Genomic DNA, 17340 nt, shown 5'->3' with positions numbered 1-17340 from the left:
AGGGTACGTGCGAGCGTCCCTGCAATTGGAAAGGAATGACCCATGCCACTTTTCGAAGTCGAGACTGACAACCACATCATCATCACGTGGGCGTCGGACGCCGATTCGGCCACCGGAGTTGTCTCCGAAGCCTATCCGTCCGAAAGCGTCATCCGTATGACGAAGCGTCCACGTGATACCTGGGTGATCTCCAAGAGCGCTCTGGGCATCTCCGAACAGGTCGACATCTGCCACGCCGCCCGCGACTGCCTGAGCAAGGCTGCCGGCGACAAGGTCCACGCCATCCGCCTTTACATGCACGAAACGGGCGTCGATCTCGAACAGGCCCGCAAGGTCATCGAATCGAACATGGTGCTCGGCTGGTAGTCGATCCCTCGCATCCACATCACAAAAGCAAAACGGCCATCAGCAATCGCGATTTCTGATGGCCGTTTGCGTTGATGCCTGGAAGAACTGTGGGAGGGCTCTCCGAGCCCGAGCTTCTCGAGCGGAGAATCCTCTCACCTAGCGGTACGAAGGAGTACCATACCTCGAAGGTGTCGGCACGGTAGTCGGCGGCAACGTGGTCGACTCGCTGCCGGCGGGACGCGTGGCAACGTCGATCGCCGAAGCCTGCGTCGTGGGATAGGTCGAGGTGCCACCGGGGCGATAACCACCCGGTGCGCTCGGCACCTTCACGCTCGCCACCGAAGAGGCGGGCGCAGGTGGTGTCGTCGTGGGCATGGTAAACGCGCTGGGCGACGGAGCGCTGCTGGTGGGCAGCGATGACATGGTGTTATTGACCGCTGCCGTCATGCCCGGAATCGCTGAAGTGCCAGCCGAGATCGGTGGCACGGTGGGCGTGGAGACCGGAGGGATCGCGGGAGTCGCGGCAACTCCGGCACCATAGCGTGCGTATGGATCGAAGCTGGCCGCCACATTGGCGGGGGCAGCCGCGACGTTCTCTGCGGCAGCAGCTACGGTGCTCGAAGCGTTATTGTACGCCGACGAGGCGGCGGCCTGCAAGTTGGTCGTCGCTTGGCTCAGGTTGTTCTGCGCATCCGTCGCCATGTTGCTCGCGGTTTGCGAATAACGATCCACCGCACCAGTCACAGCGGGCGGCGCGATGGACGACAGCGTCGGTGTCGAGTAACGATCGTTCGACGGCGCGGTGGTTAGAAGGTTGGTCGGCGCGCTCGCAGCGGCTGGTGCCGCAGGTGGATTAGTGGTCGGCGCTGCCGTCGCGGCTGCGAGGCTTGTGCTGGTCGAGTAGGGACTCGACTGGGGAGCAACCGGCGAACTCGCAGCGGTTGCAGTCGCTGGCGAAGCGTAGGACGGAGGTGCCGCTGGGAACACCGAGTAGTCGGACTTCGGCGCCGAGGCAACCGAAGTGGTGGACGGGGCGGCAGGGGTCGAAGTGGCCGGCTTACTGGTGGTAGCGGGCGGGGCACTCGCGAGCGGTGCCGCGATATTCTTGCTCGCCGCGAACTGGGTCGACGGAAGCGTCAGATCGGCATCGGCAACCGCCGTGTCCTTCTTCCACATGTTGGCCGGGTTCATCCAGGCGAGCCGCGAGCCCGTGGACTTGCAGCCGGTCGAGATTAGCAGCGTCACGATGGCAGCCGCAAGTAGCGGATACTGAATCGTTTTCATGGCTTCCATGCCTTCGATAGTGCGTTGAGCGAGCGGACAAGTTGCGGAGTTACGTTGGCGATCCTTCGCGTCGTAGCTCCAGCAGAACCTTTCGTTCACCTTGGGGTGGTCCATTGGTTGGGATCGGTTCCCACGGCCAGCATGCTTAAATTCTGTCGCCTTTTTCCAAGCTTTTTTCTGATGCAGCCTAGAAAAAACGCCGCGACACCAGGCATGCTGGCGCGCGGCGATTATAGGAGTTACCGAAATGCCGTCAACGGCGAATCATTTTCGCGAACGGCGATGGCGATGCATTCAATGCTGCCACCGTGGTCGCGGTGCTATCAACTACTTGGCCTTAGCAGCAGCGTAGCGCTTGCCAACGGCGTCCCAGTCGATCACGTTCCAGAAAGCCGTGACGTAATCAGGACGGCGGTTTTGGTAGTGCAGGTAATAAGCGTGTTCCCACACGTCGATGCCGAGGATCGGGGTGCGGCCTTCCATGTAAGGATTGTCTTGGTTCGGCGTGCTTTCCACCTTGAGCTTACCACCGTCGACCGACAACCAAGCCCAACCGCTGCCGAACCGCGTGGCGGCGGCGTTGGCGAACGTTTCCTTGAACTTTTCGAAGCCACCCAGTTCGGCGTCGATCGCCGCGGCGAGTTCGCCGGTCGGCTTGCCGCCACCCTTGGGGCTCATGATCAGCCAGAACATCGAGTGGTTGGCGTGGCCACCGCCATTGTTGCGAACTGCCGTGCGGACATTCTCGGGCACACTGTCCAGCTTTGCACACAGTTCTTCAATGGGCATATCCGGAACGCTGGTGCCGGCCAGGGCTTCGTTGAGCTTTGTCACGTAAGCATTGTGGTGCTTGTCGTGATGGATCTCCATCGTCTTGGCGTCGATGTGGGGCTCGAGCGCGTCGTTGGGGTAGGGGAGAGCGGGCAGCGTATAAGCCATGGGAAGGCCTCCGTGTGTTCGAGTCAGTACTTATTGTCCACGCACCTTGAGCGCAAGCACAGGCCCGCGCGGTCCGCGTTCGCACGAAGTGCAAACGGCGTTCCGAGTGAGGCCATTGGAGCCTCACCCACGCCCACCAACATACCCCCGTTCACGCCCGGCGACAATGAGCGCCACGCGGCGGGTGAGTCGGGTAACGGTCACAAACTGGTGAGAATCTGGCATAAAACTTCGCCCCGGAATAGGCCGTATCAAGCTCCGCGCCGCGTGCGGCGCTTAGCGTGTTGATTGTTTCCTACCTCTCCATGGTGCGATTGGTTGGCAGAGCGTTTTGATTTTCTCACCCTAAGGCGCAAAGACGCCAAGCGCATGCACGTAGCATGGCTGCCTCGGCCGTGTATTTATGCGAGTGCGATGTTGGACACGGCCGGGGCGGCCATGCTACGTGGTCTCTGTGTCCTTCCGAACGGAGCGCGCTGCCCCTGTGTCATCCTGAGGGAGCCCTAGCGACTGAAGGATCTCCTGCGCCATTGGGAACGTATTCACAGGGACGAGATTCTTCGGGTCGTGCTACTCCCCTCAGAAAGACATGCGTTTAAGGTCACTCGCATCTTTGGGTTCGCTGTCGCCGCTCCGCGGCTAACGATCACGCGTTGAACACCCAACCAGGGGCTCGCGCCCCTGGCTATGCGCTGCCGCCGCTCCGCGGCTGGGGGCGTTGATAGAACACGGCGAGGCCTCTTGTGCTGCCCACGCGGACAGTCGGCCTTGGTGAATCTGCCAGATGGCTGGGCGCTAATCGGCCGAAAGTTCGTGCACCCCACCTTCGCGTTCCTTAGAAATCTGTGGCGAGGCCGAGGTCGGTCATTAGGCGGACGAGCCGGTTCTTTTGGTCTTCGATCGACTTGAGTTGGTGGCCGATTGTGGCGATCAGTTGTTCGGTCTCGGCGGCGAAGCTCGTCGTGGACGATTCCTCCGCGGGCGAGTCGACTCGGAACTCGAAATCGGCGAACACCTCATCGACCACCACCGCCGCGAGGGGCGTGCGGGTGCGAAGGGGCGTTGCCGTCGTGGTGGGTTGCGTGCTGTTCATGTTCGTGCGGGTGCTTCGAGAGGGAAGGGGACCGGTGGAGGTTAAACCTCGGCGACTGGGTCGGTCGTGGTTTCCTTAGCCATCAGGTACGACTTCAGGCTCCCCAGGAGCAAGCGAGCCCGCTCGGCCACTTGGCCTCGGCGGCGATCGCGTTCGCGCTTGGGGCGGATCTTCACTTCGGCTACGGTGTGGACGTACTCACCCGCGGCGAGGCCAGTAGAGTTGGTGCGGGCGTGGCGTTCTTGGCCAAACGTGATCTCGATGATGTAGATCACGGGCTGGGCACCGCCTTGCTTCATGTTGGCGGCCTCGGCAACTTCTAGATCCACCTCGTTCTCGGTCACCCGGAGAATGCGTGCCTCGCGATCGGAGATAAAGCCTCGCAGCTTCTCGACGGCCAGTTCGATGGGGACGTTGGTCGAGAGCTTGGTGTCCACCAGGGCTCCGCCCGACCAGGGTCGGAAGCTAAACCAGCTTGGTTTGGGTTGTTCTTCAGGCATGCCATTCCCCAATTGCACCACTTGGTTGCGGCCCTGGTCCTTGGCCTGAAGCAAGGCGCGGTCCGCGCGTCGCAACATCGATTCGGGCGTGTCGCCCACCTGCAGTTCCGTAACGCCGAAACTGGCGGTCACCGTGTGATTGGCGAGCTCGATGTGCGCGGTCTCGGCGAGCTTCTTGCGCATCGCATCGGCGCGAGCGGCGGCGGTGGCGTTGTCGCAGTCGGCACACAGCACGGCGAACTCTTCGCCGCCGTAGCGCGCCACGAGGTCGCCCGAGCGGCACATCGACTTCAGCAGCGTGGCGAACGTCACGATTGCTTCGTCGCCCGCTTGATGGCCGAACGTGTCATTGATCGACTTGAAGTGATCGATATCCGACATGATCAAGCTGCATGTCAGCTCGGTCTCCTGATGCGCCTCGATGAAGAGGGCAAGCATCCGGTCGAACTCGGCACGGTTGGCGACCTGAGTCATCGGATCTTTGGTCATCTGCGAGTGGAGCGCCTGGCACCGCTCTTCGAGCGAGGTCTCGCTCGAGGCGTCGTGCATCAGTAGCGTCGCACCGCAAAGGTTGCCCGAGTCGTCGTGCACAGGGACTGCATGCAGGTCGATGGTGACGTGGCGACCACTGCGGCCGAGCACACCGACGCGCTCGAGCACCTGCATGCCAGTTCGCAGGCTCTTGGCGATGGGGCAATCGGCGTCGGTGATCAAGCTGCCCTTGGCGTTCGACATCTGCAGCAAACCAGGTTCGAACGTGCGGCCGCAAACGGCCGATCCAGCAATGCCCGTCAGCCGCTCGGCACCGGTGTTCCAGAGGAACACTTGCCTTAGGTGGTCGACGAACACGACGCCATCGTGCATGGTGTTGACCAGCTTTTGTTCGAACAGGGCATTCGAACCAACTTGGCGGCGATCCCCCGGACGGATGATGGAAGTTGTACCGCCCGGTGCGGCCCATTCCGTGGAGAGATCGGTCAGCCAGCGACTGGCGACTTGATCGGTCAGCACGCGCTGATCACGAGTCACGAGGTCGGCGAACGACTGAACAAGTTTGGGATCGAACTGCCGCGCCGAACACTCGAACAACTCGGCGATGGCTCGTTCGCGCGAGCGGGCGCGGCGGTAAACGTGGTCGGTGGTCATGGAGTCGAAGGCATCGGCGATCGCCAGCATCCGCGCGGCGAGCGGGATCTGTTCGCCAACGAGCGGGAGTTCGCCGTTTGAGCCGTCAAACCAGGCGTTGGCCGTCAGCACGGTATCGAGCACCAACTGCGGAGCGCCGGCCGCCGAGAGCATCTCGACCGCCATCGCTCGGCTGCAGGCCATGGTGGCTATTTCTTCGGGTTGCAGTCGGTTCGGCTTGCTAAGAATGGCGTCGGGGACACCAATCTTGCCAACGTCGTGAAGCAGCGCGGCGACTTCGAGTGTCGACTGTTCCTCTTCGGCCAGCTCGAGGTCGGCACCCCAACCACTGCAAACCAGTGCGACCCGCAGGCTGTGACTGGCGGTCGCTGGGTGCTTGCATCGCAGCGCCGTAAACAGTCCCGCGGCCGATCCGAGGCGTGCCTTGACCAATTGTTTCTGAAACTTTCTGCCTGTCAGCGTTTCGGCAGGTTCCATCAAGCCGTCTTCGGTGGCGGCTTCGCCCAGGCGACTGAGCTCGCGCGAGACGCGCTCGGCATCGCTAGCATCCGTTGTCACGGGCTGCGGCGCAGAGGTCTGCGGCAGGTCGGGGGCGAACGGATGGATAGGCGTGGGCTCGGTCATGGGATCGGCAGGGGCAATATATAGCGTGGCTGCTCCAGGGACCGGGATCGCACGAATCGCCACGACCCACGCCCGTGGGGCAAGAGTTTTCCACCAAACCATAGGTCACGCGTGGGGGTCGGGCAACGAACGTGCGGGGCGAAAACCGCGACCTGTGGCGAACCGAAGAGGGCAAGTCGAACTGGCTTCGTTCGCTGGCACAGTCTTCGCAGGCGTCAAAGTTTGCCCCGCCGGTGCGACCGCGCCAGGCCGACCTACCCCAGACCAAGTTGATTCTGTGGTAGCGATTGTGTCGAAGTGCATAGGGGCCAAGTTGCCCACCAACACACGGGTCGCGCTGTCGACCCTTTCGGAGGTCATTGATCGCGATTGCCTGTAGGCCCCCTTTGATCCTTGAGCGAAGCGGGAAGCTTCGCCTCGTCACCGAGTGACAACCCCAGGGCCCCGGCAACCTCTCGAATTTTGCTCCCCCCAGCAATCCAGCAGGAACCAACCTTATGAGCGGTGCCCGACAAGGACGTCGTCGTCGCCTTCTCCAAGAAGAAGTTTTGAGTGCCTCCCGCGAAGCCGGAGCCTACTCGCCCGACGATCACGAACCCGTTAGCGGCGAAGGTCGTCGTTATGCGCTTTCCGCCGGCAGCCTCGGTGGCGCGCTAGCGAAGCGTCATTTCCCTAACCATGTTTTCGCTCCCGTCGCTGTGGCGGCGGGAAGCGTTGCGGTGGTCGGTGGTCTCGCGGTACTGCATCTGCAGCGTGCCGCGGTGAGTTCGGCGACTGGCGCGCGGACGCTAGCGCTGCTCGACGCAACCAGCTCCAATTCGCTGGCCGCCTGGCTGACGTCGACGACGATGCTGGCAGTGGCTGTCATGGCTGCGATGATCTACGCGGTGCGTCGCCGGCGAGTGGACGACTACAAGGGTCGACACAGCCTTTGGCGGACCGCGATGGTAGTCGCCGTGCTACTGAGTATCGACTCCGCGACCGACTTACACCTTGTCGTCGGCGAGACGCTTTCGAACGTCACCGGGGTGAAGATGATGCAAGGTGGAGCGGAGTGGTGGCTCGCCATCGGCGGTCTGGTGTTCGCCTGGGTGGGCTTCCGGGTGATGATGGACGTGAAAGTCAGCAAGCTATCCATGTCGCTGCTCGCCGCCTCGGCGGTGACTGGCGTGATTGCCGCGGTTGGTCCGCTGGTTGGTGTCGCCGAGGTGGTCGCCTCGCTGGCTCAATTGGTTAGCTACGGCTTGGTAGCCGCTTCGCTGGTGGCCTACGCCCGGTTCCTGCGTCACGACGTGGCCGCGGGCATTGCGACGAAGCCTCAAGTCGCCCGTCCCGCTGAAGTGAAGATCGCTCGCCAGACGACGCCTCCTGCTGTCACCAAGGCATCGGAAGAATCGGAGTCGACCGAAGACGAAGAGCCCCCAACTGCCCGCCGTCAGCGGAAAGAAAAGGTTGCTCGTGCTGCGAAGACGGAAAGCGAGTCCGGATCTCGCTGGACCGATGGCAGCGATGGCTACGACGAAGACTACGACGATGAATCTCCTAGCCGCAACAAGCTGAAAGCCGACCGCAAGAAGCAGCGGCAACAAAAGGCCGAACGCTGGGCCGCGTAAACTGAGTTCCCCCCCCCCGATCGGGCGACCTGTGTCGCCCGATCGGCTGTGGGCTATCTACGAACTCCGGCGAAAATCGGGTAGACTAAGGTCGCAGGTTTCGTCCCTCCTTAGCCTTCCCACCCCGCTGATCGTCTTCAGGCCGTCATGTCCGTCCGCACCCGTTTTGCCCCCAGTCCCACCGGTTATTTACACATTGGGGGCGTTCGTACGGCGCTGTTCAACTGGCTGGTTTCGCGTAACGCCGGCGGTCAGTTCCTATTGCGCATCGACGACACCGACCAGGAACGCAACGTCGACGCCGCGCTCGCCCCGATCCTGCACGGCTTCCACTGGCTTGGACTGCAGTGGGACGAAGGCCCCGAGGTCGGCGGGCCGTATGCACCGTACTTTCAGTCGCAGCGTGGCGAACGCTACACAGAAGCGGTCGCCGAACTCTTGAAACGTGGTGCCGCGTACCGCGACTTTGCGACGCCCGACGAACTGGCCGCCGAGCGCGAGGCCGCGCAAGCCGCCGGTGTGCCGTACCGCTACAGCCGTAAGTGGATGGCGGAAACGGACGCCGAGGCTGCGGCATTCCGGGCCGAAGGACGCGATGGCGTGGTCCGGCTCAAGATGCCGACCGAAGGAACGCTGGAGCTGAACGACCTTGTGCGTGGCACCGTGAAGTTCGAATGGGCCAACGAGCAGGACCACGTGGTTCAGCGTCCCGACGGCACCTGCTTGTACCATTTGGCGACCGTAGTCGACGACTACGACTTCAAGATCACCCACGTGGTCCGGGCCGAGGAACACCTGCCCAACACACCCCGGCAGGTGTTCATTGCCCAGCAGCTTGGTTACCCGTTGCCGGCGTTCGCCCATTTGCCGTACGTCGCCGAACCAGGGAGCAAGAACAAGCTGAGCAAGCGGAAGCTCGACAAGTACTTGAAGAACCGCGACTTCGCGGCGCTCAACGCCCGTGGCGAGCAGATCGCCAAGCGACTGGGGCTGACGACGACTGCCGAGACGTTCAATCCGGTGATTGTCGACTTCTACGAGCAGATTGGCTTCCTTCCCGACGCGATTCTCAATTACCTGGTGCTCCTTGGCTGGTCGCTCGACGACTCGACCGAAGAGTTCACGCGCGAAGAGATGATCAAGCACTTCTCGCTGGAGCGAGTCAACAAGGCTCCCGCCAGCTTCGACGCCCAGAAGCTCATGGCGTTTCAGCAGCGGGCGATGAACGCGCTGCCGATCAAGCAGAAGGTCGCACGGTCGATTGAGTTTCTCCAGCGAGCCGGCATGATCGCCGATCCGACGCCGTGCGAGATGGGCGAGTACGTCACGGCCATCGTCGAGGCGGCTGGCGACCGCATCACGGTGTTTGGCGACGTGCTGGAGTTCGACGACTTCTTCACGCCCGACGACGAGTTGATGTTCGACGAGAAGGCGTTCGAAAAACGCCTGGCCTCGGCCGACGACGCGGTGCCGCTCTTGATGGCGTTTCGCGATCAACTGTCCGCCGCCGAATCGTTCGACGCCGCCTCGCTTGAAAAGCTGCTGCACGACTTCGTCGAACAGCAGGAAATCAAGATTGGCCAAATCATCCACGCCCTCCGCGTCGCGGTGACCGGTAAGGGGGTCGGCTTCGGCATGTTCGAGACCCTCGCCATCCTGGGACGCGACCGCGTGCTGGCTCGCATTGGCCGGGCGCTGGCGCTGGTAAATACTCCGTAACCCGTGGGACCCACGATGGTCTCGCCCGCTCGCCATCTTCGCGCTCGGCACTGGTCGCTTCGATGGCTCGTTAGTGTGGCGATGCTCGTTGTCGTCTACGTGCTCAGTAGCGGGCCGGTGCTGGGCCTCGCGTTCTGGCTTCGTGAAACCACGCACGACGATCGCTGGTGCCAAGTCATGTGGGTTTACTATCCCCTATTTGCCTGGGTGAAGTTCCGTCCGCTCGGCTGGTATATTGAATGGTGGGTCGTTGACGTGTTTCGCACCGTGGGGCCAGGATGAACGCCGTCCAATCCTTCCAAGCTTGCCACTGCTGCGGGCTCATACACCAATTGCCCGTCATTCCATCTGGCGAGCAAGCCGTCTGCACGCGGTGCGGTAGTCGGTTCGTCACGCACGCCAGCCGGCAACAATCCGCCAGTCGCACGGCGGCGGCTGCGCTCGCGGCGTTTGTGTTGTTCTGGCCAGCGGTGCTATTGCCAGTGCTAGAGATCGAGCAACTCGGGCACACCCACAAGGCAAGCATCCTCGGTGGCATCTTCGACCTGTTCGCGCACGGCAGCTGGTTCGTGGGGCTGGTGGTGCTGGTGTTCTCAATTGTGTTTCCGCTGGCGAAGATCATCCTGCTCTTAGAAATCAGTCTGCTCGAACTACTGCATCGCCGGCACAAGGCGTGGACGCTGCGGCTGATGGAGCACCTGGGCCGGTGGAGCATGATGGACGTGATGCTGCTCGCCTTCCTGGTGATGATGGTAAAGGTGGGCGACATGGTCGAGTTTCATCTGGGGCCCGCGGTGGTGGCGTTTGTGGCGTGCGTGGCAATGAGCATGGTGGCGTCGTTGTCGTTCGACCCCCACTCGATTTGGGACGATGAAGAAGTGACTGAGGGAGAATGCCGGTAAATGGATTCGAATAAGATAACCGCGAACGACACGGTGATCGGCACGGAGTTTCCCGTTGCGCGACTCGAACCACGCCGCGTGCTCGGAGCGTCGCGCATGTGGTGGGCAACGGCCGCCGCGCTCGCCATCGCCGCGTTCTTGGTCTGGCGATCCATGGAAAGCCACGGACCGCGGATCACCATCCAGTTCCCCGAAGGGCACGGCCTCGCCGTCGGCGATTTCGTGCGGCACCGTGGCATCGAAGTCGGTCACGTCGAACGTGTAGATTTATCGAAGGACCTCGAAAACGTGGAGGTTGGTGTGACGCTGCTCGAAGGGGCCGACGCACTCGCCCGCGAAGGAACCGAGTTCTGGATTGTCCGCCCGCAGCTCAGTCTCACCGAAGTGCGAGGCCTCGAAACGGCGCTCGGCAGCAAGTACATCGCGGTTCGCCCTGGTGCGCTGGACGGCAAACGGCAAACGGCGTTCGAAGGCCTGCCGGCTCCACCCGCGGGCGACGCCTACAGTTCCGGGCTTGAGATCGTGCTGCGCGGCGATCAAGGTTTTGGCCTTTCGCCGAATGCGCCCGTCACTTGGCGAGGCGTCGATGTGGGCCAAGTGCTGAGCGTCGACATTGCGAGCGATTCGCGTTACGTCGACGTGCGCGTGCGAATCGATTCGTCGTATCAGAATCTCGTCAGGGCCAACTCCAAGTTCTGGGTCACCAGCGGACTCGATATCGACGCCGGACTCACCGGCATTCGCCTGCGCACCGACTCGCTCACCGCCATCGCACGCGGCGGTATCTCGTTCATTACGCCCGCCAAGCCCGACGCTTACCCGATCCGCGCCGGGCATGTTTTTGCGCTGGCACCTAAAGAAGACAGCGATTGGACCAGCGACGCATCGACCATTAGCCTCATCGAGTTTCCACTACCGCCCACGGTCACCATCCGCGCCACCTGGAAGCAGAAGTATCTTGGGTTCACGCAAACGCGGACGGCCGATGTGAACGCCGTGCTCGTTCGAGGTGACAAACAGCTGAGGCTTATCGCGCCCGCGGAAGGGGTCGAGGTTCCCGAGTCGGCGATCGCCGACAGTTGGCAACTGGCGATCTTCGCGCCGGGGGCCGAGGGTCCGCTTGCCGAGTTACTCGCGACGACTAAGTTTCGCACGCTTGCCGCCGGCATGGCGGAGTGCGTGGTCGAGACGAAGATCCCGCCGGCCTACTCGATTCCCGAGAGTAAACTCCGCCGCGCTGCAGAGCCGGAAGACTGCTGCTTGGCTCGAAGTGTGGGCGGGACCGAAGGTTCCAGCCACGTGATCCATTCGTTGTCGCGGACATCGCTCTCGGCGTCGAGCGAAGGCTGGCGGATCGAAGCCGATGACGACGATTTCGACGATTGGCAGGGGGCGGCCGTCGTTGCGGCCGTGGATGGGTCGGTCCTTGGCCAATTGATTGTCACTTCGGCCGGACCTACGGTCGTTCCGATACCCGCCGCCAATTGACGCTTTCGGCGGGCGAATTAGCAGCCAGCGGGGTCAAGAGCATCCGCCCGGCATGTGGTAGAATAGTGTTTTGCCCCACAGCCGCTCCGCCGCGCCATGTCCCGCACCACCAAATTGCTCGCCTCGCTCATTCTGCTCGCCGCGCTGGTCGCGGTGGGGGTGTCGTCGTACCTAGCGTACGAGTCGATTCGCCCCGGCAAGATGGCCGGCTGTACGTTCGAGTCGTTCGACTGCGACGGTGCGCTCGCCAGCAGTTGGTCGCACTGGCTCGGCGTGCCAGTCGCGATTATCGGAGGCTTGGTGTATCTGGCCATCGCCGCGATGGTCTGGCCCGCGGCGATGAATCCCCGCAGCGCGAGCATGAGCGTGCTCATCGCCCTGGTGACCTCGGCCGTCGGTGCGGGCATCTGGTTCACGGGATTGCAGTTCTTCGACCTCGAAGGGCTCTGCCTCTATTGCCTAATCACCCACGCCTGCGGCTTGGCGATTGGTGCGATGACCGTCGCACTGTACTTCGTCGCTGCAGCCGATGCTCGTAGTTGGACGCGTGTGACTTCATCTGCCAGCGTCCCAAGCTTCGTTGGCTCGCGCGGCGACTCCGGGTCGTCGCTCTCCTCCCTCTTCGGAATCGTCGCTGGAGTAGTTGTCGTTGCGGTGCTCGTCGGCGTTCAACTCGCGATTCCATCGGACATGTCGAAGCCGATGCAGGAGATCGACCTGCAGCACGTAACACGAGCCAAACCTCCCGTGGAGGAAAAACCCTCCAAGGCCCCCGACTTCATGGCCGAGGGCTCCGATGACCAAGAGGAGAAGGCCCCCGCCGCGCCCTCCAAGCCCGAGCGTTTGCTCAACTTCGCCGCCCTGGCGTCGCCGCTCGACACCTACGCGATGCCAATGCTGGGTAATCCCGACGCCACGTACGTGGTCACCGAGATGCTCGATTACACTTGCTCGCACTGCCGGCAATTGCATCCGCATCTCGCGGCGGCGCGCGAACGCTACGGCGACCAGCTCGCCGTGGTGTTGTACCACGTTCCGCTGAGCGCCGACTGCAACGACCACCTTCCACCCGGCAAGCGCGGCCGCAAAGAGGCCTGCGAGTACGCCCGCCTCGCGATCGGCGTGTGGCAGCTTGCGCCGGAGAAGTTTCCCGAGTATCACAATTGGTTAATGCAGGGCCGCCAAGCTCCTTCGCTGGGAGAAGCCAAACAGCGTGCCATGCAAATCGCCGGCGACCAACTGCTGCTCGACAATAAACTCAAGAAGCAGATCACCGACCGCTTGCGCCGCCAGTCGGACGATTGGCATACGCTCAAGTCGGGCCTGCCTTTGCTGTTGTTCCCCGAAAGCGCCGTCAGCGGTGCGGGCAAGGGCTCCGCGGAAGTGTTCAAACTGCTCGAAGACAAACTCGGCGTCGCCCCGGCCGCCGACCAGCCCCAATAGCGAGATCTCGCCGTGCCGCACGATCAGGACGATCGACCGCCAGAAAGCCGCTACGTCGTGGGGATCGACCTCGGCACGACGAACTCCGCGCTCGCCTTCGTCGACACCGAAGCGCCGAAGTGGCAGGTGGGAGTGCTGCCGATCCCGCAGCTCGTCGCGCCGTTTCAAGTCGAGCCCCGCGAGACGCTGCCGTCGTTCCACTACCAAGGCACCGCGAGCGAAGCGGCCGCCGGCGCGCTCGGGCTACCTTGGACTGCTGAGAAACCAAATAACGCCGTTGGTGTGCTGGCTCGTGACGAGGGGACGTCGAAGCCGGGTCGCATGATCGCCTCGGCGAAGAGCTGGCTGTGTCACGCCGGTGTCGATCGCACCGCCGACCTCTTGCCGTGGCAGGGGGACGACGACGTCGAACGCCTTTCGCCGGTGGTCGTCACCTCGCGGTACCTGGGACACCTTCGCGATGCGTGGCACCAAGCATTCCCAAAGTTTCCGCTCGCCGAGCAGGACGTGGTGATCACGCTCCCCGCGTCGTTCGACGAGGTGGCCCGCGAGCTCACGATCACCGCGGCGAAACTGGCTAGCCTCCCACGCGTGATGCTCATCGAGGAACCGCAGGCCGCGTTCTACGCCTGGGTCGATCGCCACGCCGACACCTGGCGCGAGCAAGTTTCGCCGGGTCAGAAGATTCTGGTGTGCGACATCGGTGGTGGCACGTCCGACTTTACGCTGATCCGAGTCCGCGCGAGCGAGCGCGAAGGGGACGTCGAGTTCCATCGCGTCGCCGTTGGCGAACACTTGATCCTCGGCGGCGACAATCTCGACCTCGCCCTCGCGCGCCACGTCGAGCAGCGACTCGCCGGCGATGGCACGCTTCCCGCCGAGCAATGGGACGTGCTGGTCCGCATGGCCCGCCGCGCGAAAGAAACGCTACTCGGCACCGATGCCCCCGCGTCGATGACGCTGAATCTCCCTTCGAAAACTTCGAAACTCATCGGCGGGTCGATGCAAGTCGAAGTCACCCGCGCCGAGGCCGAGCAGGTGCTGGTCGAGGGCTTCCTGCCGCGCGTTCCGCTCACCGAGCGACCCACGCGTCGGCAATCGGGCTTTCAAGATTTTGGCTTGCCCTACGCCGCGGACGCCGGCATCACGCGTTACCTCGCTACGTTCCTCGAAGCCCATCGCCTAACCGGAGATGAGGCTGCGGCCGACGTTCACGATCCCGCTCGCCCCGACATCGTGCTCTTTAACGGTGGCTTCTTCGCATCGCCGGTGCTGCGCGACCGTCTACTTGAGGTGCTCGCCAGTTGGTTTAGCACCGCGAGCGCAAACTGGAAGCCATTGGTGCTCGACCACGCCCGCCTCGACCTCGCGGTGGCTCGCGGTGCGGCGTACTACGGCATGGTCCGCCGAGGCGAAGGCGTGGGCATCACAGCAACGCTCGCCCGCAGCTACTACGTGGGCGTCGGAGGTCATCAGAGCGGCACGGCAGCGAAAGCCGTTTGCCTCGCCCCCGGTAGCGCCGCGGCAGGGCAGGACTTCGAGCTCCCCAACTCGTTCCAGCTCACGCTCGCGGAGCCCGTCGAGTTTCCGCTCTACGTCTCCAGCACACGCCTGACCGACGCGCCGGGAACGGTGATCGAGGTCGACCCGGTGGAACTCTCTGCTTTGCCACCCATTCGCACGGTACTCGATGCGGGACGCAAGCGCGAGTCGTCGACCATCGACGCGCGGCTGCACGCTCACCTGTCAGAAATCGGTTCACTCGAGCTATCCTTAAGGGAAGGGGCTTTGCGCGATACGAACTCGAATCGCAGTTGGCGACTCCAGTTCGACATCCGCAGCACCACGCAAACCGACCTCGCCGCCCACGAGTCGCAGGCCGAAGGCGAGGGCATTGTCGGCGACGACACGATCGAGGCGTGCCGCGCGGTGATAGCGAGCGTGTTTGGCGAAACCGCGAAGGCAAAACCCTCCAAGCTCGTCGGCGAACTGGCCGAAGCCATCGGCAGCGACCGACACGCATGGCCCACATCGCTGCTACGTCGCCAGTGGGAACTGCTGATGGAGCACGAGTCGGGTCGCCGGAAGTCGCCCCAGCACGAAGCCCGCTGGCTGAACCTCACCGGCTACGCGCTCCGGCCCGGCTATGGTTTCGCGGTGGACGATTGGCGCGTCGCCGAGACGTGGCGAACCGTGCGTAACCGCCTGGCGTTCCCAGCGTCGCAAGCCGAGTCGCTCATCCTGTGGCGACGCATCGCCGGCGGGCTCTCAACGGGGCAGCAACTCACGATCGCCGAACCACTGCTCGCCGCCACGCGGGCCCTCCATCGCCGTTTCACGGGTGGCAAAGCCACTAGCAGCTCCGCATCGACCGACCCCGCCCAAAGCGGCGAAGTATGGCGGCTACTGGGTTCCCTGGAGCTACTTCCGGTGCCGGTGAAGACCGAACTCGGCACGGCGATCGTCGAGCTCCTCCCCAAGCGAAAACTCGAAGGGGTCCGCAGCGCCATGCTCTGGACCCTCGGTCGCCTAGGCCAGCGAGCCCCCGTGTACGGCCCTTTGAACACGCTGGTGCCGTCGACCAGTGCGAGCAAATGGGCCAGCGCGGTGATGGACCTCGCCGAGGACGAACCAATCGCCCCGCTGGTCGCGATGCAACTCGCCCGCACCACCGGCGACCGCCACCGCGACCTGGAGCAATCAAAACGCGACCAAGTCGCCACGTGGCTCGAGCGAAAGAACGCCCCGCATCACTTAATGGAACTCGTCCGCACCGGCGGCACGCTCGATGAAGAAGAACGCAGCCAGGTGTTTGGCGAGTCGCTGCCGGTGGGTTTGCGGTTGGTGTAGTGGCTAGGGTGTAGCGATTATGTCATCCTGAGGGAAGCCTCGCGGGCTGAAGGATCTCGCTGGCGACGGCCTCGAGCGTCTATTTGGAATTACTCAACGCAATTGTAGACGATCCGAATCCTCATTCCTTAGGAAGCAATTCGTCATCGGACAACTTAGCGCTCTCAAGCTCCGCTCCTGTTCCAGATGGCAAGAACACCGTCTCAATGATCCACCGCCCGCTAATCAAGCAGTAAAGTCCGAAGAGTGCATACCCGACGTTGCCAACAAGGTCGCCATAGAACTGGTTGTCGTAACCGGACGTATATCGTGCGAGTCCCAGCTCTGCCAAGTTTGCCACGGCGAAGGAGCTACCGACGGCAAAAGCGTAAACTCCCAAGATTCTAATTGCGAACTGTGTGATCGGTACGTAGTAAGGAAACGGATCGCGCCGTTCGAAGGAGCCAGAGGTTGGCCTTTGCAAAGGTGGTGCCTGCGCGCTCGATCCATACGGATTTTCTGTCATAAAGTGGGCCTCTCTGTAATGCTTTCGCTTCGATGATCGCGCCGGGTCGCGTGGTGTTGAAGCCAACGTCGATTGGTGAAAGCCAGCTACCTATTGCCGTACTGCACCAATAACACTTTATCTCATCCCGTAGTGAGTAGGAACCTTGAAACCAACACCAGCCATTCGGTAACTTACTCAAGTTCAGTTCCATCCACCACGAGTCGCGTCACTCCCCCATGCCCACCCACCTCTGGTTCCTCCACGCCCTCGAAACCATCCACACTAGCGCCACCGATGGTAGTGATGGCGTTTCGCTCATCGAGCACTGGGTGCCGGCGGGGGATTCGCCGCCGCTGCATATTCATCACACCGAAGACGAGATTTTCTACATCCTCGAAGGGGAGTTCCGCCTCCACATCGATGGCAAGGAGCAGCGTGTCGGACCGGGGGCGAGTGTCCTCACTCCCAGAGGCATTCCCCACACCTACCGCGCCGAGTCGCCAGAGGGAGGCCGCTTCCTGACCGTCACCACCCACGGCGACTTCGAACGCCTGGTCCGCCTCGCCGGCCGCCCGGCCGAACGACCAGAACGCCCGCACCTCGCCAGCCCACCCACGCCCGAGGAGTTCGCGGCGTTTGCGAAACTGGCGATGGAGTGCAACATTGAACTGGTGGGTCCGCCGCTCGAATAAGAGAGAGTCGCCGAGCGATCAGCAATTAGCTCCATGCGTAGGCGAAGAGCGCTATCATTATCAATACTCCCCAATACAGCGCAAACGCTAACAGTGGCCCCAACGGCAAACACAGGATCCCGACGCCGATTGCCGTTGTAAGGGAATGAGACCGTAGGCTCACTCCCATCCCCATCACGGCGCTCGCTATCGCAAGTAGCACGAGTCCCGCA

Annotated in this window: 14 protein-coding genes; 9 read left to right on the top strand and 5 right to left on the bottom strand. The window is 62.7% G+C overall.

Translation table 11 applies throughout. The annotated features are described in order from the left end of the window. Positions 1 to 42: 42 nt before the first annotated feature. Positions 43 to 366: a DUF6793 family protein gene (locus tag SH292x_RS10065; RefSeq protein ID WP_442485477.1), complete on the top strand. Its 324-nt coding sequence runs from the start codon at positions 43 to 45 to the stop codon at positions 364 to 366. 138 nt (positions 367 to 504) lie between these two features. Here SH292x_RS10065 and SH292x_RS10060 read toward each other — a convergent pair whose 3' ends face one another. From SH292x_RS10060 to SH292x_RS10045, 4 genes are all read right to left on the bottom strand, one after another. Continuing rightward, positions 505 to 1632, bottom strand: coding sequence for a hypothetical protein (locus SH292x_RS10060; protein ID WP_442485476.1), 1128 nt, complete (start codon positions 1630 to 1632; stop codon positions 505 to 507). Positions 1633 to 1959: 327 nt separating this feature from the next. Further along, complete coding sequence (locus SH292x_RS10055; RefSeq protein WP_442485475.1) at positions 1960 to 2571, bottom strand: superoxide dismutase; 612 nt, start codon at positions 2569 to 2571, stop codon at positions 1960 to 1962. A gap of 835 nt (positions 2572 to 3406) precedes the next feature. Then, positions 3407 to 3664: a hypothetical protein gene (locus SH292x_RS10050; protein WP_442485474.1), complete on the bottom strand. Its 258-nt coding sequence runs from the start codon at positions 3662 to 3664 to the stop codon at positions 3407 to 3409. Positions 3665 to 3705: 41 nt separating this feature from the next. Continuing rightward, positions 3706 to 6036, bottom strand: coding sequence for a diguanylate cyclase domain-containing protein (locus SH292x_RS10045; protein WP_442485473.1), 2331 nt, complete (start codon positions 6034 to 6036; stop codon positions 3706 to 3708). Positions 6037 to 6431: 395 nt separating this feature from the next. On the opposite strand from SH292x_RS10045, the gene SH292x_RS10040 reads away from it, so the two are divergent. The 7 genes from SH292x_RS10040 (at position 6432) to SH292x_RS10010 (ending at position 15949) form a co-directional block, all read left to right on the top strand. Next, entirely contained in the window at positions 6432 to 7547 is a 1116-nt protein-coding gene (locus SH292x_RS10040; protein ID WP_442485472.1) for a hypothetical protein, read from the top strand. A gap of 147 nt (positions 7548 to 7694) precedes the next feature. Next, on the top strand, positions 7695 to 9266 hold the full coding sequence (gltX, locus tag SH292x_RS10035; protein WP_442485471.1) for a glutamate--tRNA ligase: 1572 nt from the start codon (positions 7695 to 7697) through the stop codon (positions 9264 to 9266). 15 nt (positions 9267 to 9281) lie between these two features. Then, positions 9282 to 9548 (top strand): hypothetical protein, encoded by a 267-nt coding sequence (locus SH292x_RS10030; RefSeq protein ID WP_442485470.1) that lies wholly within the window; start codon positions 9282 to 9284, stop codon positions 9546 to 9548. Then, positions 9545 to 10168, top strand: a complete 624-nt coding sequence (locus tag SH292x_RS10025; protein ID WP_442485469.1) for a paraquat-inducible protein A — start codon at positions 9545 to 9547, stop codon at positions 10166 to 10168. Before SH292x_RS10030 ends, SH292x_RS10025 begins: the two co-directional genes overlap by 4 nt. Further along, a complete protein-coding gene (locus SH292x_RS10020) occupies positions 10169 to 11656 on the top strand; it encodes an MlaD family protein (RefSeq protein ID WP_442485468.1) in 1488 nt (495 codons plus the stop codon). Between the two features lie 96 nt (positions 11657 to 11752). Next, on the top strand, positions 11753 to 13099 hold the full coding sequence (locus tag SH292x_RS10015; protein ID WP_442485467.1) for a vitamin K epoxide reductase family protein: 1347 nt from the start codon (positions 11753 to 11755) through the stop codon (positions 13097 to 13099). Between the two features lie 12 nt (positions 13100 to 13111). Next, entirely contained in the window at positions 13112 to 15949 is a 2838-nt protein-coding gene (locus SH292x_RS10010; protein WP_442485466.1) for an Hsp70 family protein, read from the top strand. Between the two features lie 121 nt (positions 15950 to 16070). Here the strand turns inward: SH292x_RS10010 and SH292x_RS10005 are convergent, their stop codons facing one another. Next, entirely contained in the window at positions 16071 to 16289 is a 219-nt protein-coding gene (locus SH292x_RS10005; RefSeq protein WP_442485465.1) for a hypothetical protein, read from the bottom strand. A gap of 383 nt (positions 16290 to 16672) precedes the next feature. Between SH292x_RS10005 and SH292x_RS10000 the strand changes: the two genes are divergently transcribed. Continuing rightward, the gene (locus tag SH292x_RS10000) at positions 16673 to 17128 is read left to right on the top strand and encodes a cupin domain-containing protein (RefSeq protein WP_442485464.1); all 456 of its coding nucleotides are present in this window, start codon (positions 16673 to 16675) and stop codon (positions 17126 to 17128) included. The last annotated feature ends 212 nt before the right edge of the window (positions 17129 to 17340 follow it).

The organism is Aeoliella fuhlenseeensis (assembly GCF_052161615.1).
In the GTDB taxonomy this organism is placed as follows: domain Bacteria; phylum Planctomycetota; class Planctomycetia; order Pirellulales; family Lacipirellulaceae; genus Aeoliella.
This window is presented reverse-complemented; position numbering and strand designations above follow the sequence as displayed.